The organism is Polynucleobacter yangtzensis (assembly GCF_001595965.1).
Taxonomy (GTDB): domain Bacteria; phylum Pseudomonadota; class Gammaproteobacteria; order Burkholderiales; family Burkholderiaceae; genus Polynucleobacter; species Polynucleobacter yangtzensis.
The window spans coordinates 171538-193056 of sequence record NZ_LOJI01000005.1 but is presented as its reverse complement, the minus strand read 5'-3'; the positions used below and the strand labels follow the sequence as shown (position 1 = coordinate 193056).

The following is a 21519-nucleotide window of genomic DNA, read 5'->3' as shown; positions in this document are numbered from 1 at the left end:
CCTGTTCTTTGATTCGTTATTGATTAACTGGAGAGGCAGGATCAAGCAGTAAAGCCATGACATCCTGAATTTGCTGCTCATTTAAGAGCTTGAAGTGTGCAAATCGCGGCATATTGCTGCATGCGTTGTATGCCTTGGAATTATTGATGCGATTCCAGGTATATGTAACCACCTCTTGCGAATAACCACGTAGTTTTCCGTAACCAGTCAATGATGGTCCAATATTTCCATAAGAGATTTCTTTAGGGTCAATCTGGTGACAGTTATAACAACCACCGCCAACTACAGTATCAGCTTTATCAGTCCAGGTTGCACCGCGACCGCTTTGAGCAATCTTCTCGCCATTCTTCCAGTCGCCAATATATTTGCCATCAGAAGGCTGCTTGATGGTGTCCATATTGATTTTCTGAATCTTGTCGCGCATCTTCTCGCCCTGCTTGCTATTTGCAAATACAGGGTCTGAACAAAACTTCTGGGTTGCATCTTGATCGATACGATCCAAGCCTGCAATACCTTGAGCTTTAAAGCTGTCGGTCATCATTTTGTTGAACTTTGGATCATTCTTCTGTTGAGCCACAGCTACGTTTTGTAGCAAGCTTGAAGCAACAATAAATCCAGTAATAGTTAAGAGCTTTTTGATATTTGTATTTTTCATGATCTTTATCTCTTATCTCTTAACGCTTTAATCCAGGTGTTTCAACTGTTCCGCCGTTAGCGGTCTTTGCCATATACATAGACAAAGCAATCGTTACATCTGAACCATAAATTGGGAATGGGAAACGCTGCTGACGATAGCAATCGTTCAGGCGCTGTTGCATTGTCCAGAACTGACCGCTAGAAACACGGTACGCTGGCCAGTAACCCCAACCCATAGCCGCGCCTTTTTGCTCCGTTAAGTTAGGCAAATCTTGCAAACGAATACGTTTACCGTTTTCAGCATGGCAAGATGCGCATGAGAAATCCATTGGACCGCCCTGGAAGAAGAATGCGCGCTTACCGAGCTCATACATTTCTTTTTCTTTAGGATGATTCGTGCTCACCTTAATTTTGTCGCCTTTAGATGCAGTGACTACATAAGCAACAATCGCCTCCATATCCTTTTTAGGACCTTTTTGGAATGGAGCATCAATCATTTCTTGCGGATCACGACCTTGAAGGACTTGCATACAAGTCATCAAACGTGATTCGAGATCTTGCACCTTGTTGGTATCTTTAAAGTAGCGCGGCAATTGTGCTGCTGCGCCCTTTACAACACCAGCCCCAAGACCTAAATCACACTTCTCAAGAGTAGCGTTTTTAGGGCCTGCTGGTTTTTTCCATAGATCTTCACCGGCTGCTTCATAGAGCTCCGAAGGGTTGCCATCAGCGATCATCTCGCGATATTTAGCGATATCGTCTGTTGCACTTTTTTGCGCAGAGACTGACGATGACACTGCTAATAAGGTGGCCAACAATCCAGAGGCCAGCCCTAAAGTTAATTTACGCTGCATTTGCAACCCTTTCAAAACTCAGGTGATAGTAAAAATCTATGGAGACGAGCAATTAAGAAGCGGTTGCTTCGTCGGTGCGCTTGTCACCCTTGCTATCTACCCAGCTCACAACAATCTTGTCGCCCTTAGCGCCCTTGTATTTGAAGTTCAAGAATGGATCCTTAGAAACCGCTGGACCAAATTGACCATTCAATACATCTTTGCCGTTTGCTTTGACATTAATTGTGCTGATAAACCATGCTGGAATTGTCTTGCCAGAAGCGTCTTTACGCTGGCCAGATTCCATATCGTGTTTCATCAAAATTTTTACATCCACAATTCCACCGTTCTCAGCAGCTCTAACGCGCATTGGATCAGCCATGTTTTCCTCTTGTAATCTAGTAATTAATTAATGGTATTCAGATAAATTGGGGGTGATTAACCGCCGCAACCACCCAAAGTAACTTTCACTTCCTTAACAGACATGCTCCATTTGCCATCGGCTTTTACCAAGGCGTAAACGTTGGAGGTCTGACCCATCTTGATACGTGTAGTAACAAATGACTCAGTGCCCGCAGGAATGAAGAATTGAGCAGCTAAAGCACTTGGATTCTTCTCAACCAAGATGGCCATTTGCTCTGCTTTGAGGGTGGTTGTAATGCCAACTGGCACTACCGCACCGTTTTCTGCAATGTCAGGAGCATTCAAAGTCACTGCGCCAGACTTATCTGGGCTACCTGCTCCCAAGATTTTGAATACATCATCTAGGCTCTTGCCTTCAAAAGCGGCTTTATTCCACTCTTGAGCTTGGGCTACGCTAATGAGACCCGCAGAAGCCATCAAGCCAAATACGGCTGAATATTTCAATAAACTGCGTCGCTGCTGATTCATAAAAACTCCTTAATTAATCTACTCTTAGTATCAAATATAGCGGTATTTCAAAAAACCTTCTGAAAACCTATTGCCCGGTTAGCATCCAACGGACAAGAGTAGCTCTATCCTCGTCCGATAACTGCGCCTGTGGCGGCATTGGAATGGCTCCCCAAACCCCTGAACCGCCATTTTTGACCTTAGCCATGAGCTTTTCTTGCGCCCCACTTTGACCTTTATATTTAGTCGCAATATCGGCAATGGACGGTCCCACTAACTTCGCATTTGGTGCATGGCATGCTGAGCAGTTCTCATTTTTAAATAATGCGGCAGGACCCTTTGTATTGGCAGCATGTGTGTCCGCAGCGTGGGCTAAGCCCTCACCTGAAGAACCGGGTAACTTGTCAATTGGCGGCTTAGTAGAGTCTGAACCACGATATGGCCCATATAAACGATTTTGCTCCGCAATATTGCCATGGGCATTTCTGGCAAAGTCCGGCAGGGTTGAGCCAATCTGCACAAATTTCACGCAATTAGTCATGCAGGATGAACCATTCACATCTGGTTTACCGTTAATACTCCAGAAACCATGATTGCGCGTCATACCATTGCGATTTGGCATCTTCTTTTGAACATCGGCAATATTGGCATTACTCAGAACAAAATCATCTGGAACGATTTCGCCTAAGCTCAAAATAAATGCAACGAGTGCATATGTATCGTCCGGCGTTAATGATCTAGGTGCATTCCAAGGCATTGCTCTATAGATATAGTCCCAGAGAGTAGAAACCGTAGGCACCTTCATCAAAGTAGTACGCTGAGGTTGTTTTCGATCAGCTAGCGATGCAACCCTTCCAGTCTTAATATCATCAGTCGTTGTTCCGCCGGCAATCGGTGTAAAGATTTCATTTGATTCACCGAATACGCCGTGACAGCTCGCGCATTTAGCCTCCCAAATGACTTGGCCCTGTGCTACCGAACCAGATCCCTTAGGCAAGCCCTTAAAGTCCGGGCGCACATCAATATCCCAAGCAACCACCTCTGCCGGTGTTGCATTGCGCCCAATTCCAGGAAACTTTGCGGAGCCCTGAGTGCTTTGCGCATAGGCAGCATTCGCAACCAGCACAGTCGCAGCGACTAGCCCTAGATGAGCAATTGATTTAACCGACTTGTACATTGCTCACCTCGCCATTTGAATCTAATTTCCAAGACTGTATTGCGTTGTTGTGATAAATCGAGCGATTGCCACGAACATCACGTAATGCTTTGATGGATGGCTGAACATAACCTGTATCGTCAATTGCTCTTGATTGCAAGATTGCAGGAGAGCCATCCCACACCCAATCGATATTGAAACGGGTAATCGATTTGGTAAGGACTGGGGTTTCTAAACGCGCTGTGCGCCAGTTATTGCCGCCGTCAAAAGAAACATCTACACGCCTAATCTTGCCGCGACCTGACCAAGCCATGCCGCTGACGTTATAGAAACCTTTATCCAACAATTGCTGACCGCCAGAAGGCGTTGTAATTACAGATTTGCATTCTTGAATCGAAGCATATTGGCGATGCATGCCATCTGGCATTAGCTCAATATAGTGAACCGCTTCATCTTTAGTGTTCCATGGCATATCGCCTACCTCGAGGCGACGCAACCATTTAACCCAGCTAACACCCTGGACACCAGGCACTACTAAGCGCAATGGAAAGCCGTTCTCTGGACGGAGCATCTCGCCGTTCATACTCCAGGCAACGATCGTATCTTCAAGGCAAGCCTCAAGATTGATTGTGCGAGTCATACCAGAACCATCACCACCCTCAGCAAGTAAAAACTTACCTTTTTTCAAATCGGCACCACATTCTTCGAGCAATACTTTCAGTGGAACACCTGTGAATTCACAGCAAGACAGCATGCCGTGTGTGTATTGCACGGTCGGGACAGCAACGTTGCCCCACTCTAAGCCGGTATTTGCACCACACTCAATGAAATGTGTACGAGAAACGGAAGGCAAACGCATCAAGTCATTCATCGTAAAGACGCGAGCATTTTTCACCATACCGTTCACCATCAAACGATGGGTTTCAGGATTTAAGTTATACCAACCTTGATGATGACGCTCAAAGTGCAAACCGTTTGGAGTAATCGTTCCAAATAAGCCTTGTAAAGGTGTAAAGGCAACCGATGCTGCTGATACACGTGTCAAACCTGGTGACTCACGGCGAATTAGATTAGCCTCGTAAATTGAAGGCACGCCATAAGGCATGGTGGCAACGTTTTTACCAAGCGTTGTTTGCCATTCTTGCTTCTCCAGAATTGCTGGATCACCTTCTCCGGCAGCAAAGGCCATTGGCGCAGCCAAACCTGCCGCTGCTCCGCCCAAGGCTGAAAAGAAGCCTTTGCGCAAGAATCCACGACGGGTTTCATCAAGGCCATTGGCGTTAATGTCTGCAATTAATTCTTGGGAGAGAAAGTGCTCAGGCGCCTTTACCAAGCGAGCTCTATTCGCTGGCTTCTCAACTGCCGAGATGTCATTAGCACTTAATTCAATTTGCTTATCTGTCATAGAAACTTCTATCTAAAAAATTAATGAATACTTTCGGCAATTTTGCTGCATACAGATTGGCACATATCAACCGTAGCATTATCTGCAATCGAGTAATAAACCGTTACGCCTTCTTTGCGCCTCAGCAGTATTCCTGCTTTGTGTAATGCCATTAGGTGTCTTGAAACGTTAGCTTGACTAGATCCACATAACTCAACAACCTCGGACACTGATTTTTCGCCACTGCAAACGGCATACATGATGCGTAAACGAGAAGGCTCAGATAAAACATTGAAATAGGCAGCCACTTTTAGAAAGACCCTCTCCATCTGCTTAGGAGATAAGTTCTTTGTCGCTTTTTGCACTCTAGCTTTCATGTGGTCTATTTATATGAATATATGCGTATAAATGCATATTTAACCCCCAAGGGTAGCAACTTTATATAGTGAGATACCCTTACAGGATCTGCAGATACAATCAATTTGTGGACATCGAAGCCCTTCTTCTCTCGCTAAAGCTGGCCTTATGGACTCTGGTCCTGATCTTGCCATTTGGAGTCTGGGTGGCTCACTCACTCCAAAGCATGGGTAAGAGCAGATCCTGGATAGAGGCGGCCTTAGCCCTACCGCTGGTTCTACCTCCCACCGTTCTTGGCTATTACCTCTTGGTCGGATTGGGCGGAAAGAGCTTTTTCGGCATACCTTTGGTCTTTTCCTTTACGGGCATCCTGATTGCCTCACTGATTGTCAATTTGCCATTCGCTATTCAACCTATTCAACGGGCTTTTGAGGCAATTAATCCTGAGATCCGCGAAGCTGCTCAAGTTAGCGGTTTGTCTAAGTGGCAAATCTTTCACCTCATTGAATTGCCGCTTGCTTGGCGCGGCATCACCAGCGCAGCAGTGCTGACTTTTGCGCATACCTTAGGTGAGTTTGGAGTCGTCCTCATGGTAGGTGGCGCAATTCCCGGGGAGACGAAAACAGTTTCTATAGCCATATACGACAAAGTGCAAAGTTTTGATGCCTCTGGCGCAGGCGCTCTATCACTGATTCTTTTGGGCACATCTTTAGTCGCTATCGCTCTTTCATATGGTGTATTGAGTCGCAAGCCCGCTACTTCTAAAAAGTGGAGAGGCTAATGCTGAAAATTAAGCTCTCCCAAAAAATTCCTAACCCATTGCAACTCAATATTGAGTGTATGCCGGGTGAATTACACGCCTTGGTTGGTCCTTCAGGCAGCGGTAAAACAACCGCCTTGCGAACAATCGCTGGATTAAATCATGCAGAGAGCGGAAAAATTGAATGTGATGGGCGGTTATGGTTTGAAGCTAATGATGTTAGTGGCATCACCACCTCCTTAAGTCCAGCCGAGCGATCATGCGGGTTCTTATTTCAACAGTATGCCCTCTTCCCGCATCTCACTGCACTAGAGAATGTATGCATTCCGCTCTACAACTCGGTTGCAAGTCTTGCTGAGCGCAAAGCACAGGCCCAACAATGGCTAGATCGCATGGGCATCGGTGAGCTCGCAGAGCGCATGCCCAACCAACTGTCTGGTGGTCAGCAGCAACGAGTGGCACTTGCTAGAGCTTTAGCGCGCTCACCCAAAATTTTATTGCTAGATGAACCGTTCTCCGCAGTAGATGCACCAACGCGTCAAGGTCTCTACAAAACATTAGCTGAACTTCGCAAAGATTTAAACATTCCCATTCTCTTGGTTACTCATGATCTACGCGAAGCAGATTTGCTGGCTGATCGCATCACCGTCATCGACAAAGGGGTAGGCTTGCAAACAGCCCCACCCCAAGTATTGTTTGAGAAGCCCAGAAACTCTCGTGTTGCTGAACTAGTGGGTATCAGCAATATGTTTGAGGGTGTATTTAATGCCGGGAAGCTAACCTGGAATGAAAGTTCGCGAGTATTTAATGTGGCTGACAAAGGAAAGATTCCACCTAATACCGCTGTTGCATGGGTTATTCCTGGCGGAGGATTAAGTCTTCATGCTGCTCCCAGCTCAGAGACAATTGAAGCAACGGTAGAGCAAATTAGCACTTTAGGTCAGGTAGCGGTTATTCAACTTCGAACATTGGAAGGCTCCCACGCAATACTCTGGGAAGCATCGGCTGCTGAAGTGAAACGCTTGGCGCTAGAGGTTGGGAAAATTAGTTACGTACAAATCGATGGCAACAAGATTCACATCATGCCACTTCGACCCATCAATGATCCACGCCGCTTTACGAATTAAGCAACCAACTACTTTTTAGCAACCAAGCCCAAGATTGCGGACATACCAGTATGTCTTGGGCCCTCCGAGAGCTCTTTTTCATAGCTCACTAGTTCAAGTATCTGAAAGTCCTTGGCAAGACTTCTAATTAACTCTTCTGTGTAGAGATGCTCAATTAAGCTTGGTCCACCAGTCTTATATTCCAATTGCTTTGGAGTGTAGCCCTGCAGAATAAATAAGCCGCCTGGCTTCAAGGCAGCATAGCTTTGTTTGAAGATGCGTTCGCGCATTGCTGGATCAGCAAACTGAATAAAGATGCCAACCACTGCATCATAAGTATTTGCTTGCCATATAAAACTATCAGTATCTGAGAATGAATAATCAACTTCGACCTGATTATCTTTGGCAAACTGCCTTGCTTTAGCTAGTGCAATATCAGAGGCATCAAAGCCAATCACTTGCATCCCCTGCTTGGCCAGCCAAACACCATTACGCCCTTCACCATCAGCGATGCATAGCACCTTGCTCTTGGGTTTTAGGTATTGATTTGCCTTCTCAACTAGATATTCATTTGGCTCTTTGCCAAAAATGAACTCTTCTTTATCAAAGCGTTCATTCCAGAACTGGGTAGCGTCAGAGAAACCCATGGGCTTATCTTAATGGATCTGATTATTTTTTGAGTCCACCAACGAGGTCATTCTTTAAATCGTTGATGTTTTCTAAGCCAACCGCAATACGCACTAAGCCGTCGGTAATACCTGCAGCCTTTCTGGCTTCAGGCGGCACGCGGCAATGCGTGGTTGTTGCTGGATTAGTGATGGTTGTACGTGTGTCACCTAGATTTGCTGTAATCGAGCAAAGCTTGGTTTGGTTAATGAGCTTAAACGCAGCTTTCTTGCCGCCCTTCAGCGTGAAAGATAGAATCGCCCCACCCTCTTTTTGCTGGCGCTTAGCCAATGCATGTTGAGGATGTGACTTCAAGCCTGGATGGTATACACGCTCGACTCCAGGCTGCTTCTCTAGCCATTGGGCTAAGGCGAGCGCATTCTGGCTTTGTTGCTTCATACGAAGCTCTAAAGTCTCTAGACCCTTTAGAAATACCCAAGCATTAAATGCAGACAGTGTTGGGCCTGCAGTACGCACATAAGGGAACACTTTACCCATGACGAAGTCGTTGCTACCCACGATTGCTCCGCCAACTACTCTACCTTGGCCATCTAAATATTTAGTAGCCGAATGAATGACGACATCAGCACCAAGCGCTAATGGCTTTTGCAAGGCTGGCGTGCAGAAGCAGTTATCTACAGCAAATAATGCATTTGCTTTTTTGGCGATCTTTGAAATTGCTTTGATGTCCGCAATCTCAGTCAATGGATTGGAAGGTGTCTCTAGATAAAAGAGTTTGGTATTTGGTTGGACAGCAGCTTGCCATGACTTGGTATCGGCCAAATCAACATAAGTCGTCGTAATGCCAAAGCGACCCAAGATATTAGTGAACAACTGAATCGTTGCACCAAATACTGAGCGCGAACAAACAACGTGGTCACCTGCTTGCAAATGCGCCATCGCCAATGTCATGATGGCAGCCATTCCAGAAGCAGTTGCAATACAAGCCTCACCACCCTCTAGAGCAGCCAAACGATCTTGGAACATACTCACAGTTGGATTGGTAAAGCGGGAATAGATAAAACCTTGATCAGCGTGAGCAAAACCATCTGCTGCTAATTCAGCGCTATCAAAGCAAAAACTTGAAGTGAGGAATATTGCCTCAGAGTGCTCTTGATACTCAGCAGTACGACGTGTGCCAGCGCGGACCGCTAGAGTCTCCAGGGCCAGCTTAGAAAAATCCGGTTTTTTGCGTGTTGTTTTGCTCTTCATGATGCTATTTTGACACCGAATTGAGGAATTGCCTCATGTGAGGCAATATCCTGTCGCTTTTTAGTCTTCGGTAGCTAAATGCAGGTGGAGCTGGGAGCGAGCGAAGTCACTCGAATCCTTTTGACGATCAGCCTTAGCAGCTGAAGTATTTCTGGCGGCTTCTAAAGCATCCAAATAGGACTCAGTAATATCACCCGTGATGTAATTTCCATCAAAACAAGAAGCTTCAAACTGCTGAATATTGGGATTAACATCCCTTACTGCCTGCTTCATGTCTTCAATACTTTGATAGATGAGTTGATCAGCACCAATCATCTTGTTGATTTCTTCATCAGTGCGGCCATAGGCAACCAATTCACTACGCGTAGGCATATCAATGCCATAGACGTTCGGGAAACGTACTGGAGGCGCAGCAGAAGCAAAGATCACTTTCTTGGCACCAGACTCGCGAGCCATCTGCACAATCTCAAAAGAAGTGGTTCCGCGAACGATAGAGTCATCCACGATCAGCACAGTCTTATCTTTAAACTCAATACGCATCGCATTGAGTTTTTGACGAACTGACTTCTTGCGAACAGCCTGCCCCGGCATGATGAAGGTGCGACCGATATAACGGTTTTTAAAGAAACCTTCGCGGTAATCCACGCCCAAATTCTTAGCGACCTGCATTGCTGCTGGACGGCTAGAGTCCGGAATCGGCATCACCACATCGATCTCGTCGACATTGGTCTCTTTCCGAATCTTCTCAGCCAAGTAATCGCCCATGCGCATACGCACGTTATAGACAGTGACACCATCAATGGTGGAGTCTGGACGAGCCATGTAAACATACTCAAAGATACAAGGAGTAAGTACTGCATTAGATACGCACTGACGTGAATAGAAATTGCCATCTAAATCGATATAAATTGCTTCGCCTGGATTGACGTCACGTACAAATGTGAAGCCCAAGCCTTCAAGAGCAACCGACTCAGATGCAATCATCCACTCAGGACCTTGCGGTGTATCAATACGTCCGATACACAAAGGACGAATGCCGTACTGATCTCGGAAAGCCAACAAACCATAGCCAGCAATCAACGACACAACTGCATATGAACCTTTAACACGACTGGTAACTCCAGTAACGGCGTTAAACATTGCGCCCTCATCGAGAGCTGCGCTATTGGTTTCTTTTTGTAGTTCGTCAGCCAACACGTTCAGCAATACTTCAGTATCAGAACTCGTATTGATGTGACGACGATCACGATAAGCCATCTCAACACGCAGACTTGGCGCATTGGTTAAATTGCCGTTATGAGCCAGGATGATGCCGTATGGTGCACTGACATAAAAAGGTTGCGCCTCTTCTTCACTGCTAGCTGAACCAGCAGTTGGATAACGCACCTGACCAATACCTGCATTACCTACTAAGCTACGCATATTGCGTGTTCTGAAAACATCTCGCACTAAGCCGTTGGCTTTATGCATCGTGAACGAATTTCCGTTCATCGTCGCAATACCTGCGGCATCTTGACCGCGATGTTGCAAAAGCAACAAGGCATCATAGAGAAGTTGATTTACTGGTGAGTGGGAAACAGTTCCGACGACGCCGCACATATCTCTAGATTCCTATTGTTAATTTAGGAGTAATGGTAGGGGTAACTTTAGGCATTGCATCGCCTAATTGCTTTGCCCAGTCAGCAGGAAGCCAACCTTTAATTAAACCGGTTGCCATATCAATTGCTGGTCTGGTAATGGCATTCTTCCAGGCCATGCTTTGCGGAATGGGAGTGAGCGCAGCCAAGGTAGCAAGCACTACAACAATCAAGCCGCCACGAATCACACCGAATATCAAACCCAAAAAACGGTCAGTCAAGCTCAGACCTACTGACAAGATAATTTTCTGTACTACCCCACCAAATAAGCCACAAATGATGAGTGTCAATATGAACAGAATGATGAAACTTATACCCAAACTCAGCAACTCATCTAGGTGAAATGTAGACAGCCATTCTGTAGAAAGATAATTGCTGTAGTGATAGGCAACCCAAGCTGCAGCAAACCAAGAAGCTAAAGCAAGCACCTCTTTAAACAGGCCGCGTGAGATACCAACAAGAGCGGAGATCAAGAGCACAACTAGGGTGAAGTAATCCACCGATGTTAGCTTGAGGGTGGATAAGTATTCCATTACTGCTTACCGGATTCGACGAGTCTTGGTGACAGACCCATCGCCTTAATTTTCTTCTCCGCTGCTTCGGCGGATTCTTTATCGGTGTATGGGCCTGCTCGCAGCACATACAACTTAGCACCATCAGTGCCAGTCTTATTTAAGACATAGTTTGGAATCTTTTGATCTTTGAGTTTTGCAATCCAACCTTTAGCACGCTCTTCCGATGCAAAAGCACCAATCTGAATAACGTACTTACCCGAACCGTTTGTAGTGGCAGGTTTAGTTGCATCATCTGTTTTTGGTTTGTCTGCTTTGGCAGCACTGGCAGCACTGGCAGCAACCACTTCTTCACCGGCCGCCAAACCTAATGTGCCGGATTTATTTGCTGCGGGAGCCGCTGGTTTAACTTCAGCTTTGGTCTCCGGTTTTGTTTCCGGCTTTACTTCAGGCGCAGGTACGGGTGCGGCTACAACTTTGGGTGCGTCTTTAGCGCTCTCAACAGGCACTTCTGCTTTTGGTTTTTCTTCAGGCTTAGATTCAGTGCCGGGGATTGGTAAGCTGGTCACGATATTTACGGCGATATCGTTTGGAGCTAACTTGGGCTTGCTATCCAAAATACGAGGTAGTCCAACTACTGCAATTAAGACCAATACAGCTGCGCCGATAAGACGATGTCGCGCTCTTTGTTGCTCTGGATCTTCGGTTAGAGCTAACTCTTCAGCTTCTGCTGCGCGTTGAAAACTACGTGGTGCCGCTCTTTTGGCGGTGCGACCACCCCTTGAATCAAATTCAAGGTCATCAGACTGGGTTTTTCGCCTAAAAAAGCTTGGTAAACGAATCATGGATCAGTGGGCCTGGTTGTTTCGGTAAGTCATTACGCCTGCAACGGTATAGAAGGATCCGAAGGTGACAATTCTATCACCCTCACCAGCCTGAGATAGCGCTTTTTGATACGCCAAAGCGGGATTTTCAAAGATTTCGATGCCACCATCTGACCCATTTTTAGGCTTTACACCCATGCTTTCAAGCTTCTGAGCAAGGAACTGACCTGAAGCCGCCCTAGGAGTCGGTAAATCCGTGCAAAACCAGAAATCCACGATATTCAAAAGGGGTTTGATGACGCCTTCGATGTCTTTGTCAGCCATTGCCCCAAAAATGGCATAGGTATAAGGGTGATAACCCATCTTATCCAGACCCTGAGCCAAGGTGGCTGCTGCATGGGGGTTATGAGCGACATCCAAAACGACCGTAGGCTGCCCAGGAAGGACCTGAAAGCGACCAGGCAACTCAACAAGTGCAAAGCCATTGCGTATGTCCTGAGCACTGACAGGCAAGCGCTGATGCAGCGCCATTAAGGCAGCAATAACAGCGGATGCATTAAGAATCTGATTGGCGCCACGCAATGCTGGGTAGCCAAGGCCACTAAAGCGCTTATTGCGCCCTGCCCAACCCCACTGCTGTTTATCGCCCTGGAAGTTGTAATCACGTCCCTGCAACCAAAGATCACAGCCTAACTTTTCGGCATGATCGATGAGTGTTTGTGGAGGCACAGGATCACCGCATACTGCAATATGACCCGGGCGGAATATGCCCGCCTTCTCCAAACCAATCGCTTCGCGTGTACCGCCTAAGAAATCCGCATGATCAATATCGATACTAGTCACGATGGCGCAATCAGCATCAACAATATTGACTGCATCTAAACGACCGCCCATTCCAACTTCCAATACCACTGCATCCAAATTTGATTTGGAAAACAGATGCATGATGGCTAAGGTGGTGAATTCAAAATAAGTCAACGTTGGCGCATCAACCAAACTAACGCGCGCATTTTCTACAGCAGCAAAATGCTCAAGCAAGATATTGTCTTTAACATCCTCACCATTGATACGGGCACGCTCATTAAATTGCAGAAGATGTGGTGAAGTATGGCAACCAACGCGGTAACCGGATGCGAGGAGAATGCTTTCCAAGAAGGCGCAAGTGGATCCTTTGCCATTGGTGCCAGCAACTGTAATTACTGGGCAATCGAAATGCAAATCTAAAGCAGCCTTCACACGATTAATACGCTCAAGTCCCATATCGATACCGACAGGGTGAGCAGTTTCGAGGTGGCTAAGCCAAGCCTCTAGGCTAGAAAATAAAATGGGGGCTTGGTGTGCGGAGCTCAAGCGCTTAAACGGCTGCGCTACCCGCTATCGCAGGCTCAGGAAGCTTTTGCAGCAAAGCGAGTAAACGGGCAATTTCACCACGCATCTGACGACGATCAACAATCATGTCAATGCCGCCCTTTTGCATCAAGAATTCTGAACGCTGGAATCCTTCTGGTAATTTCTCACGTACAGTTTGCTCAATCACGCGAGGACCAGCAAAACCAATCAAAGCCTTAGGCTCAGCCATCACAACATCACCCATGAAGGCAAAGCTCGCGGAGATACCACCCATCGTTGGGTCGGTAAGAACGCTGATGTATGGCAAACCTTTTTTGGCTAATAAGGTCAACATCGAATTGGTCTTGGCCATCTGAAACAGAGATAACAAACTCTCTTGCATACGTGCACCGCCAGTAGCAGTGACACAAATAAATGCACACTTCTTATTAATCGCTTCTTGAACACCGCGGGCAAAGCGCTCACCCACTACAGAGCCCATCGAGCCACCCATGTATTGGAATTCAAAACATGCAGCAACTACAGGAATCGTTTCAATCTTGCCGCCCATCACAATCAGCGCTTCAGATTCACCAGAAGCATCGTTTGCTTCTTTAATGCGGTCTGGATATTTTTTAGAATCTTTAAACTTCAGTGGATCGGTTGGATAAATATCAGCACCAATTTCGTAGCGACCTTTTTCATCTAACAGGCTATCTAAACGCAGACGTGCGCCGATGCGCATGTGGTGACTACATTTTGGACAAACCGATAAATTCGCTTCGATGTCAGTGCTGTAGAGAACGGTTTCGCAACCAGGGCACTTGACCCACAATCCTTCAGGAACTGATTTGCGATTCGCAGGATCAGTATGTTGAATTTGGGGTGGGAGTAATTTATCTATCCAGCTCATTAGTTTTTAACTATCCAATGCGTCGCGAATCTCACGAATGAAGGTTTCCAGTAATTGTACCGCCTGGCCAGGGGGCGCATCCTCTAAAAGGCGAATAATTCGGCTACCAATCACCACGGCATCAGCACTAGCCGACACAGCCTTGGCGCTAGCGGCATCGCTAATTCCAAAGCCTACAGCGATTGGGATATCGGTTTCTTCTCGAATCTTCGGGATGATGCTAGCTACATCCTGGGTATTAAGGTGGGATGCACCTGTAACGCCCCGCATAGAAACGTAATAGATATAACCAGAAGCTATTTTGGCGGCTTCTTTTATACGCTCATGGGATGAAGTAGGCGCCAATAAGAAAATCGGATCAATGCCAGCAACGCGCATACGAGCAGCAAAATCAACGCACTCTTCTGGTGGATAGTCCACCACCAAAACACCATCAACACCGGCAGCTTTTGCCTCAGTTGCAAAACGCTCTGCCCCCATTTGCTCAACAGGATTTGCATAGCCCATCAACACCACTGGGGTGTTGGTGTCCTTCTTGCGAAACTCTTTCACCATCTCTAAGCAACTATGCAAAGTGACGCCATGAGTTAATGCGCGCTCTGATGATCTCTGAATCACAGGACCGTCAGCCATTGGATCTGAAAATGGCACGCCTAATTCGATCACGCTTGAACCACCGCGTACCAGTGCATGCATAAGTTCAACAGTTTGTTTTGGATCTGGATCGCCAGCAGTAATAAAAGGAATCAATCCTTTTTTACCTGTTGCTTTTAGCTCCTTAAAGAGCGCAGTAATTTTTGACATAGCTATTTTATTTTTCTATTTTTGTTTTTTCTTTTTAGCCTTCGGAGCCAGTTGCTTGAGCAACGGTATGCATATCTTTATCACCACGGCCAGATAGGTTCACCAAGATTGTTTTGTCTTTTGGCAATGTCTTAGCCAGCTTGCAGGCATAGGCAATGGCGTGAGAAGACTCAAGCGCAGGAATGATGCCTTCAATACGGCAACAGTCATGGAATGCTTGCAATGCTTCTTCGTCTGTAATTGCCACATAGTCTGCTCGACCAGAATCTTTTAACCAAGCATGTTCAGGACCAACTCCTGGGTAGTCCATGCCAGCAGAAACAGAATGGGTTTCAGAGATCTGACCATTCTCATCTTGTAATAAATAAGTACGGTTACCATGTAATACGCCAGGCTTACCAACGCATAACGCTGCAGAATGCAAGCCACTACCCAAACCATGACCGGCTGCCTCAACACCAACAAGCTTTACCTCGGGGTAATCAATGTACGGATAGAAAATGCCCATCGCATTTGAACCACCGCCTACACAAGCAAGAACGAAGTCAGGTTGACGACCAGTCATCTCAGGCATTTGTACTTTGCACTCTTCACCAATCACGCTTTGAAAATCTCTCACCATCATTGGATAAGGATGCGGTCCTGCAACAGTGCCAATAATGTAGAAAGTATTGTCGACGTTCGTGACCCAATCGCGCATCGCTTCATTGAGCGCGTCTTTTAAAGTCTTTGTGCCAGATTCCACTGGAACGACTTTGGCGCCGAGCAACTTCATGCGGAATACGTTTTGCGCTTGACGAGCTACGTCAACAGAACCTTGATAAACCGTACAGTCCAAGCCAAAGCGGGCGCAGATAGTAGCCGTGGCAACGCCATGCTGCCCTGCCCCAGTCTCAGCAATGATGCGGGGCTTGCCCATACGCTTAGCCAACATTGCTTGGCCAATCACGTTATTAATCTTGTGGGCACCGGTGTGATTTAAATCTTCACGCTTGAGATAGATCTGCGCACCACCGAGCATTTCACTCCAACGCTTAGCGTGATAGACCGGTGATGGTCTGCCTACAAAGTGTTTGAGTTCGTAATGAAACTCTTCAATGAATTCTGGATCATGTTGATATTTTGCATAGGCTTCCTTCAGCTCATCCAATGCATACATCAATGTCTCAGAAACAAATACGCCACCATAGGGACCAAAGTGTCCTCGTGCATCTGGCTTATCGTACATAACTACCTCTTTTGATTTGGTTACAGCAAATTATTGGGATGATGTTTTCGCATCAGCTGCGCGCACTGCTTGGATAAATTGAGCCATGAGCGCAGGATCTTTAACACCCCTGCTGATTTCTACGCCACTACTGACGTCAACCGCGCAAGGATGCAGGCGTGCAATCGCTTCGCCCACGTTGTGCACGTTCAATCCACCACTCAAAACGACCCGAGGCGCGTTTTCGCTTACCCATGTCTGCGGTATTCCTTGCCAATCAAAAGGAACGCCTCCGCCACCATATCCCTCGACGAGGGCATCCAGCAGAAAAGCGTTTGCTTGACCGTATTGTAGGGAAAAATCATCAAAAGCGAAGCCTGTTCCTACGCGGGCGGCCTTCATCCAGGGCTCGCCAGCAGCAAGCTGGGCACAGCGCTCTGGGGTCTCATCCCCGTGAAACTGCCATAAGGTGATCGAGGCAGCAGCTCGAATAGCGGCAAATTGCTCATCTGTAGCGTTTACAACCAATCCAACGGCATCCACCCCTACTGGAAGCCTAGAAATGAGCTGGGCAGCGATATTGGGGCTTACAGCCCGCACACTTGGGGGATAAAAAACAAAGCCAACCGCATCTACACCTGCGGCAACGGCTGAATCCACGTCTGCAGACGTCTTTAAACCGCAGATTTTGACCCTAGTTCGGCCGGGAGAATATGTCAGTAAGCCCATAAATGAATGATAAGGCCTGGAGCCTATTATTTCTTTTGCTCTTTCTTTTGTTCTTTCTCTTACTTACCGATAACCTTAGCTGGTAGCCAGGAGTTTTCCAACCATGGCTGTGGAATGGCAAATTTATCGGGATAAGTAATTTTGGCCAAATACAGACCATCAGCCATAAAGGTCGGGGCAGCAATTTGCCGATTCTTGGCTGCTAACACTTCTGTCATCCATTCCGGCTTTTGCCTGCCCTGCCCGATTTGCAAAAAGCATCCAACAATATTGCGAATCATATGATGCAAAAAGGCATTTCCACGGATACGAAAATAAACCCAAGGCTGCTCAGAAATAATCTCTATGGAGTAAATCGTTTTGACTGGCGTTTTACTCTGACATTCAGATGAGCGAAATGAACTGTAGTCGTTCTCACCGATCAAACATTCGGCAGATTTTTTCATTGCATCTACATCGAGCCACTGACCTGGCGGCAGCATTAAATATCCAGCACGCGAATGCGACATTGGTGAGCGACATGGTCCAGCCTGTAACGCATAAATATATTCGCGCTCATAAGCTGAGAAACGTGCGCTAAATTCATCGGAAACTGGTTTAGCCCAGTTCACCACAATTGACGATGGCAAGAATGAGTTGACACCTCTTACCCATGAAAAATCTTCGCGCTCGACATTGGTATCAAAGTGCACAACCTGCCCTAGAGCATGAACTCCGGCATCCGTTCTACCTGCGGTGATGGTATGGATGGGATGTTCTGCACTCGCCTGCTCACCAACAAAAGCAGAGATTGCTTTTTCTAATTCATCTTGTACGGTGTTGTGATTGACCTGAGTTTGCCAACCAGAATATGGGCTGCCGTCATACTGAAGGCCAAGGGCTATTCGCATATTAGGTATTGCGATGCGAAATTTCTGCCAACAAGCCCTGTGCTTCAATGGTAATTGCAGGGTCAACCGAATTGCTCATTCGGAGCACTTCATCCAAAGACTTTTTAGCAGCAGAAAAATCTTCAATCGTGATGTAAGCGCGTGCCAAATTGAGTTTGACGCGCAAGGTATCAGCCAGAGGATTAGAAGGTGGGATTGCCGTAACTGATGGCGCCGCATTTGCTGGCTTTGAAAGATCAAGATCGATTCCCTCAAACAATGCTTTAGCACGAGCTGGCATTTCAAAAGGTGTTCCTGCTGCAGGCTTCTCTTCTTGATGTTTTTCTTCTTTGCTTGCTTGATGGGCATGCGTATGAATACTTGGCGCCTCTGAACGACGCGCGTTACGAGCTAAACCCCACAGAAGTAGACCTGTTAGTGCAATTAAGCCAATAGCCAAAATAGCTGGGCCAAAGCCTCCTAAACCAAAACTACTATCTACCGCCTTCTTCTCTTTTGATTTATCTAAGAGTCTTTGTAGGTCGGCAATGTTCTTTTCCAATTCAGCGACACGAGCTTTAGTTTGCTCGAGCATCTTCTCTTGAGCGACCAACTCCTCCGTATAACGACGCTCTTGCTCATTACCCTCGGCACTTGAACCAATCTTTAAGCGATCTTTAGGCGCCACTTCCCCCGACTTGGCGGCATTTGATCCAGTACCTGCATTGACACCCTTGCCATCATGCTCAGCACGCCATTGTTCATTAGCATCAGCAACAAATTGATTTGCTTCTGCAGGACTGATTGAGCGCAACAATGCCTGACTTGGCTTAGTTAACTCTGCGCCAGCAGCCAGGCGATTAATACTGCCGCTAGCAAAAGCATCTGGATTGGCTTTATACAAAGCCATCATGGTTTGATCAAGAGTGGCACCGTCTAGTTGAGGCGCAATAGTAGCGGCAATCTCAGATAAAGTTTGGCCTGGCTTGACGGTAATTTTTTGTACATCACCCAGCAATAAAGTAAATGTCTTAGTGAGACTTCCGCTCGACCAATTGAGATTAACCAATACATCCAAAAATGGGTCGTCTGTCATGGGAACAGAGTCAACGGTTTCAACAAGCACCATTAACCGCTCTTGACGATTGCGATACACCATCGCCTGTGGATTTAACTGCAGTATCTTTTGAGAGATTCCGAGGCGCTCATATGCAGCCTTATTCGGCATAGCCACATTCAGACTGGATAGAGCGGCCTGCTCATCAGCCCCTAACCGAATAGGAATTTCTACTCGCAATGGTTCGCCTGGGCGAGACTGGAGTTGCGGCGCACCTAAGGAGATTGCAGCGGCGTTGAAAGACCAGCTAAGCAAAACAAAGCTAAGAAGCTTTAAAAAGCTCAGCTGGCAAATGCGGTACATAAAGAAGGGATTACTTTTCGAGCAGAATGCGGAGCATACGACGCAATGGCTCAGCAGCGCCCCACAGGAGTTGGTCGCCCACCGTGAATGCACCTAAGTACTCCGGACCCATTGCCATCTTATGCAAACGACCGATAGGCACAGTCAATGTGCCGCTGATAGCTGCAGGCGATAAATCACGCTCAGTTGTTTCACGATCATTTGGAACCACTTTGACCCACTGGTTATCAGCAGCCAAAATTGCTTCGATCTCTTTGAGTGGGATATCTTTTTTGAGCTTTACTGTCAAACCTTGTGAGTGGCAGCGCATCGCACCAACACGCACACATAAACCATCAATTGGAATGCTGCCTGGCGTGCGGAATGCTGGACGACCCAAGATCTTATTGAACTCAGCACCACCCTTCCACTCTTCTTTAGTTTGACCATTCTCTACAGGTACATCGATCCAAGGAATTAAGCTACCTGCTAGTGCGGTGTTGCGGAAATTTTTCTTTGGAAAGTCAGAAGAGCGTAATGTCTCAGTAACTTTGCGATCAATATCCAAAATCCATGATGATGGGTCAGCTAATTCAGCAGCTACGCTGTCACGCAATGCGCCCATTTGCAGGAGCAATTCGCGCATGTTCTGTGCACCAGCACCAGAAGCCGCTTGGTAAGTCATGGCGCTAATCCACTCAACCATGTCAGCCTTCACCAGACCGCCCATAGCCATCATCATCAAACTCACGGTGCAATTGGCACCGATCCAATTCTTGCCTCCAGCAGCCAAAGCCTTATCAATCACCGGACGATTCACTGGGTCCAAGACTAATACAGCGTCATCTTTCATGCGCAACGCACTGGCGGCATCAATCCAATGGCCATTCCACCCTGCAGCGCGTAGCTTAGGGAAGATGTCGTTTGTATAGTCGCCACCCTGACATGTCAATATGATGTCGCAACGTGACAATGCCTTAACGTCATTGGCATCCTGCAAAGTACTTTCACTCTTGGTAACTTTTTTACCATTGAGAAGTGGTACTTCACCACCGGCTTGGCTGGTACTAAAAAATACTGGCTCAATCAGATCAAAGTCTTTCTCAGCGAGCATACGTTCCATAAGAACGCTGCCAACCATACCGCGCCAGCCAACTAAACCAACCAAAGGTGTTTGTGTATTTGCCATGATGTTAACTATCTAGTGAATTTAATTTCTGTTTACGTTTGTTTTGTTTCTTATGCAAGTGCTGCAACAACAGCATCACCCATTTCAATGGTTGATACTTTTTTCGTTCCTTCGGTATAAATATCAGCCGTACGCAATCCTTGCGCCAACACTTTCTGAACCGCCTTTTCAATACGGTCCGCTTCAGCAGGCATTCCTAAGGAATAGCGCAACATCATGGCAGCAGACAAAATTGTTGCCAATGGATTAGCGATGCCTTTACCAGCAATATCGGGCGCAGAGCCATGACTTGGCTCATACAAGCCTTTATTGTTCTTATCCAAAGAGGCGGAAGGCAGCATACCAATCGAGCCAGTCAACATAGCTGCTTCATCAGACAAAATGTCACCAAACAAATTACCAGTGACTACCACGTCAAATGCCTTAGGTGCTTTAACCAGCTGCATTGCGGCGTTATCCACATACATATGTGACAACTCAACGTCTGGATACTCTTTTGCAATACGAATCATCACTTCACGCCAAAGTTGTGAAGTTTCTAATACGTTCGCTTTATCAACGCTGCATACTTTCTTGCCACGCTTGCGTGCAGCTTGAAAGGCAACATGTCCAATACGCTCTACTTCTGGCTCGCTATAGTGCATAGTGTCAAAGCCTTCACGAGCACCTTTAAACAAAGGTAACTCTGAGGTGCGAATGCCGCGCGGCTGACCAAAATAAATATCGCCGTTGAGTTCACGCACAATCAAAATGTCTAAGCCACCAATAATTTCGGGCTTAAGACTGGATGCAGCAGTCAGTTCTGGATAGCAAATCGCTGGTCTGAAGTTGGCAAACAACTCTAAATGTTTACGCAAACCTAAGATCGCTTGTTCAGGACGTAGTTCGCGTGCAAGGGTGTCGTACTTCCAATCACCCACTGCACCAAACAAAATGGCATCGGCTTTTTTAGCTAGCTCTAGAGTTGCTGGTGGCAAAGGATGGCCTGCAACATCATAAGCAGCTCCACCAACTGGAGCCTCTTCTAAATCAAACTTTGGGCCAAGGGCTTGGAGAACTCGAACGGCTTGAGCAACGATTTCCGGGCCGATACCATCGCCCGGTAGAACTGCAATTTTCATGAAAGG

23 protein-coding genes are annotated in these 21519 nt (G+C 46.7%); 2 read left to right on the top strand and 21 right to left on the bottom strand.

Features of this window, described 5'->3' with window-relative positions:
* Positions 1–16: 16 nt before the first annotated feature.
* The 7 genes from soxX to JaK3_RS04840 all read right to left on the bottom strand — a co-directional run bounded on the left by soxX (position 17) and on the right by JaK3_RS04840 (position 5256).
* A complete protein-coding gene (gene soxX, locus JaK3_RS04870; RefSeq protein ID WP_068321440.1) occupies positions 17–655 on the bottom strand; it encodes a sulfur oxidation c-type cytochrome SoxX in 639 nt (212 codons plus the stop codon).
* A gap of 19 nt (positions 656–674) precedes the next feature.
* Positions 675–1490: a sulfur oxidation c-type cytochrome SoxA gene (gene soxA / locus JaK3_RS04865; protein WP_068321437.1), complete on the bottom strand. Its 816-nt coding sequence runs from the start codon at positions 1488–1490 to the stop codon at positions 675–677.
* A gap of 52 nt (positions 1491–1542) precedes the next feature.
* The gene (soxZ, locus tag JaK3_RS04860) at positions 1543–1851 is read right to left on the bottom strand and encodes a thiosulfate oxidation carrier complex protein SoxZ (protein ID WP_068321433.1); all 309 of its coding nucleotides are present in this window, start codon (positions 1849–1851) and stop codon (positions 1543–1545) included.
* Positions 1852–1907: 56 nt separating this feature from the next.
* Positions 1908–2360 carry a thiosulfate oxidation carrier protein SoxY gene (soxY, locus tag JaK3_RS04855; RefSeq protein WP_068321429.1) on the bottom strand — a complete coding sequence of 151 codons (453 nt, stop codon included), beginning with the start codon at positions 2358–2360 and terminating at the stop codon, positions 1908–1910.
* Between the two features lie 67 nt (positions 2361–2427).
* The gene (locus JaK3_RS04850; RefSeq protein ID WP_068321426.1) at positions 2428–3516 is read right to left on the bottom strand and encodes a c-type cytochrome; all 1089 of its coding nucleotides are present in this window, start codon (positions 3514–3516) and stop codon (positions 2428–2430) included.
* Complete coding sequence (gene soxC / locus JaK3_RS04845) at positions 3500–4900, bottom strand: sulfite dehydrogenase (protein WP_205627495.1); 1401 nt, start codon at positions 4898–4900, stop codon at positions 3500–3502. Before soxC ends, JaK3_RS04850 begins: the two co-directional genes overlap by 17 nt.
* Positions 4901–4920: 20 nt before the next feature.
* Positions 4921–5256, bottom strand: coding sequence for an ArsR/SmtB family transcription factor (locus JaK3_RS04840; protein WP_068321421.1), 336 nt, complete (start codon positions 5254–5256; stop codon positions 4921–4923).
* 107 nt (positions 5257–5363) lie between these two features.
* Here JaK3_RS04840 and modB point away from each other — a divergent pair, with 107 nt between their 5' ends.
* Complete coding sequence (gene modB / locus JaK3_RS04835; protein ID WP_068321418.1) at positions 5364–6017, top strand: molybdate ABC transporter permease subunit; 654 nt, start codon at positions 5364–5366, stop codon at positions 6015–6017.
* Positions 6017–7123, top strand: coding sequence for an ABC transporter ATP-binding protein (locus JaK3_RS04830; protein ID WP_068321415.1), 1107 nt, complete (start codon positions 6017–6019; stop codon positions 7121–7123). Before modB ends, JaK3_RS04830 begins: the two co-directional genes overlap by 1 nt.
* 8 nt (positions 7124–7131) lie before the next feature.
* Here JaK3_RS04830 and JaK3_RS04825 read toward each other — a convergent pair whose 3' ends face one another.
* From JaK3_RS04825 to leuB, 14 genes are read right to left on the bottom strand one after another with little or no spacing between them, the layout of a single operon-like run.
* Positions 7132–7749 carry a class I SAM-dependent methyltransferase gene (locus JaK3_RS04825; RefSeq protein ID WP_068321412.1) on the bottom strand — a complete coding sequence of 206 codons (618 nt, stop codon included), beginning with the start codon at positions 7747–7749 and terminating at the stop codon, positions 7132–7134.
* A 22-nt stretch (positions 7750–7771) separates the two neighbouring features.
* Positions 7772–8980, bottom strand: a complete 1209-nt coding sequence (locus JaK3_RS04820) for an O-succinylhomoserine sulfhydrylase (protein WP_068321407.1) — start codon at positions 8978–8980, stop codon at positions 7772–7774.
* A gap of 60 nt (positions 8981–9040) precedes the next feature.
* Positions 9041–10579 carry an amidophosphoribosyltransferase gene (gene purF, locus JaK3_RS04815; protein ID WP_068321404.1) on the bottom strand — a complete coding sequence of 513 codons (1539 nt, stop codon included), beginning with the start codon at positions 10577–10579 and terminating at the stop codon, positions 9041–9043.
* A 4-nt stretch (positions 10580–10583) separates the two neighbouring features.
* Positions 10584–11150 carry a CvpA family protein gene (locus JaK3_RS04810; protein ID WP_068321400.1) on the bottom strand — a complete coding sequence of 189 codons (567 nt, stop codon included), beginning with the start codon at positions 11148–11150 and terminating at the stop codon, positions 10584–10586.
* Positions 11150–11974 (bottom strand): SPOR domain-containing protein, encoded by an 825-nt coding sequence (locus JaK3_RS04805; RefSeq protein ID WP_068321397.1) that lies wholly within the window; start codon positions 11972–11974, stop codon positions 11150–11152. The genes JaK3_RS04810 and JaK3_RS04805 overlap by 1 nt, the downstream gene beginning before the upstream one ends.
* A gap of 3 nt (positions 11975–11977) precedes the next feature.
* Positions 11978–13303 (bottom strand): bifunctional tetrahydrofolate synthase/dihydrofolate synthase, encoded by a 1326-nt coding sequence (gene folC / locus JaK3_RS04800; protein WP_205627494.1) that lies wholly within the window; start codon positions 13301–13303, stop codon positions 11978–11980.
* A gap of 4 nt (positions 13304–13307) precedes the next feature.
* Positions 13308–14195, bottom strand: coding sequence for an acetyl-CoA carboxylase, carboxyltransferase subunit beta (accD, locus tag JaK3_RS04795; RefSeq protein WP_068321394.1), 888 nt, complete (start codon positions 14193–14195; stop codon positions 13308–13310).
* A 6-nt stretch (positions 14196–14201) separates the two neighbouring features.
* Entirely contained in the window at positions 14202–14999 is a 798-nt protein-coding gene (trpA, locus tag JaK3_RS04790; RefSeq protein ID WP_068321391.1) for a tryptophan synthase subunit alpha, read from the bottom strand.
* Positions 15000–15033: 34 nt separating this feature from the next.
* Complete coding sequence (gene trpB / locus JaK3_RS04785) at positions 15034–16227, bottom strand: tryptophan synthase subunit beta (RefSeq protein WP_068321388.1); 1194 nt, start codon at positions 16225–16227, stop codon at positions 15034–15036.
* A gap of 30 nt (positions 16228–16257) precedes the next feature.
* Complete coding sequence (locus JaK3_RS04780) at positions 16258–16935, bottom strand: phosphoribosylanthranilate isomerase (protein ID WP_068321385.1); 678 nt, start codon at positions 16933–16935, stop codon at positions 16258–16260.
* 59 nt (positions 16936–16994) lie between these two features.
* Positions 16995–17825 (bottom strand): tRNA pseudouridine(38-40) synthase TruA, encoded by an 831-nt coding sequence (gene truA, locus JaK3_RS04775; protein ID WP_068321382.1) that lies wholly within the window; start codon positions 17823–17825, stop codon positions 16995–16997.
* 1 nt (position 17826) lies between these two features.
* Entirely contained in the window at positions 17827–19176 is a 1350-nt protein-coding gene (locus JaK3_RS04770; RefSeq protein WP_240480889.1) for a FimV/HubP family polar landmark protein, read from the bottom strand.
* Between the two features lie 58 nt (positions 19177–19234).
* Positions 19235–20392 (bottom strand): aspartate-semialdehyde dehydrogenase, encoded by a 1158-nt coding sequence (gene asd / locus JaK3_RS04765; protein ID WP_068321376.1) that lies wholly within the window; start codon positions 20390–20392, stop codon positions 19235–19237.
* A gap of 50 nt (positions 20393–20442) precedes the next feature.
* Positions 20443–21513, bottom strand: coding sequence for a 3-isopropylmalate dehydrogenase (gene leuB / locus JaK3_RS04760; RefSeq protein ID WP_068321373.1), 1071 nt, complete (start codon positions 21511–21513; stop codon positions 20443–20445).
* Between the last annotated feature and the right edge of the window lie 6 nt (positions 21514–21519).

Bases quoted from the DNA above. Each gene is read 5' to 3' on its own strand.
- JaK3_RS04850 (WP_068321426.1), bottom strand. From the start codon at position 3,516: ATGTACAAGTCGGTTAAATCAATTGCTCATCTAGGGCTAGTCGCTGCG.
- purF (WP_068321404.1), bottom strand. From the start codon at position 10,579: ATGTGCGGCGTCGTCGGAACTGTTTCCCACTCACCAGTAAATCAACTT.
- soxA (WP_068321437.1), bottom strand. From the start codon at position 1,490: ATGCAGCGTAAATTAACTTTAGGGCTGGCCTCTGGATTGTTGGCCACC.
- truA (WP_068321382.1), bottom strand. From the start codon at position 17,825: ATGCGAATAGCCCTTGGCCTTCAGTATGACGGCAGCCCATATTCTGGT.
- JaK3_RS04810 (WP_068321400.1), bottom strand. From the start codon at position 11,150: ATGGAATACTTATCCACCCTCAAGCTAACATCGGTGGATTACTTCACC.
- asd (WP_068321376.1), bottom strand. From the start codon at position 20,392: ATGGCAAATACACAAACACCTTTGGTTGGTTTAGTTGGCTGGCGCGGT.
- JaK3_RS04825 (WP_068321412.1), bottom strand. From the start codon at position 7,749: ATGGGTTTCTCTGACGCTACCCAGTTCTGGAATGAACGCTTTGATAAA.
- JaK3_RS04830 (WP_068321415.1), top strand. From the start codon at position 6,017: ATGCTGAAAATTAAGCTCTCCCAAAAAATTCCTAACCCATTGCAACTC.
- JaK3_RS04805 (WP_068321397.1), bottom strand. From the start codon at position 11,974: ATGATTCGTTTACCAAGCTTTTTTAGGCGAAAAACCCAGTCTGATGAC.
- accD (WP_068321394.1), bottom strand. From the start codon at position 14,195: ATGAGCTGGATAGATAAATTACTCCCACCCCAAATTCAACATACTGAT.
- soxY (WP_068321429.1), bottom strand. From the start codon at position 2,360: ATGAATCAGCAGCGACGCAGTTTATTGAAATATTCAGCCGTATTTGGC.
- JaK3_RS04820 (WP_068321407.1), bottom strand. From the start codon at position 8,980: ATGAAGAGCAAAACAACACGCAAAAAACCGGATTTTTCTAAGCTGGCC.
- trpB (WP_068321388.1), bottom strand. From the start codon at position 16,227: ATGTACGATAAGCCAGATGCACGAGGACACTTTGGTCCCTATGGTGGC.
- trpA (WP_068321391.1), bottom strand. From the start codon at position 14,999: ATGTCAAAAATTACTGCGCTCTTTAAGGAGCTAAAAGCAACAGGTAAA.
- soxC (WP_205627495.1), bottom strand. From the start codon at position 4,900: ATGACAGATAAGCAAATTGAATTAAGTGCTAATGACATCTCGGCAGTT.
- JaK3_RS04780 (WP_068321385.1), bottom strand. From the start codon at position 16,935: ATGGGCTTACTGACATATTCTCCCGGCCGAACTAGGGTCAAAATCTGC.
- leuB (WP_068321373.1), bottom strand. From the start codon at position 21,513: ATGAAAATTGCAGTTCTACCGGGCGATGGTATCGGCCCGGAAATCGTT.
- soxZ (WP_068321433.1), bottom strand. From the start codon at position 1,851: ATGGCTGATCCAATGCGCGTTAGAGCTGCTGAGAACGGTGGAATTGTG.
- soxX (WP_068321440.1), bottom strand. From the start codon at position 655: ATGAAAAATACAAATATCAAAAAGCTCTTAACTATTACTGGATTTATT.
- JaK3_RS04840 (WP_068321421.1), bottom strand. From the start codon at position 5,256: ATGAAAGCTAGAGTGCAAAAAGCGACAAAGAACTTATCTCCTAAGCAG.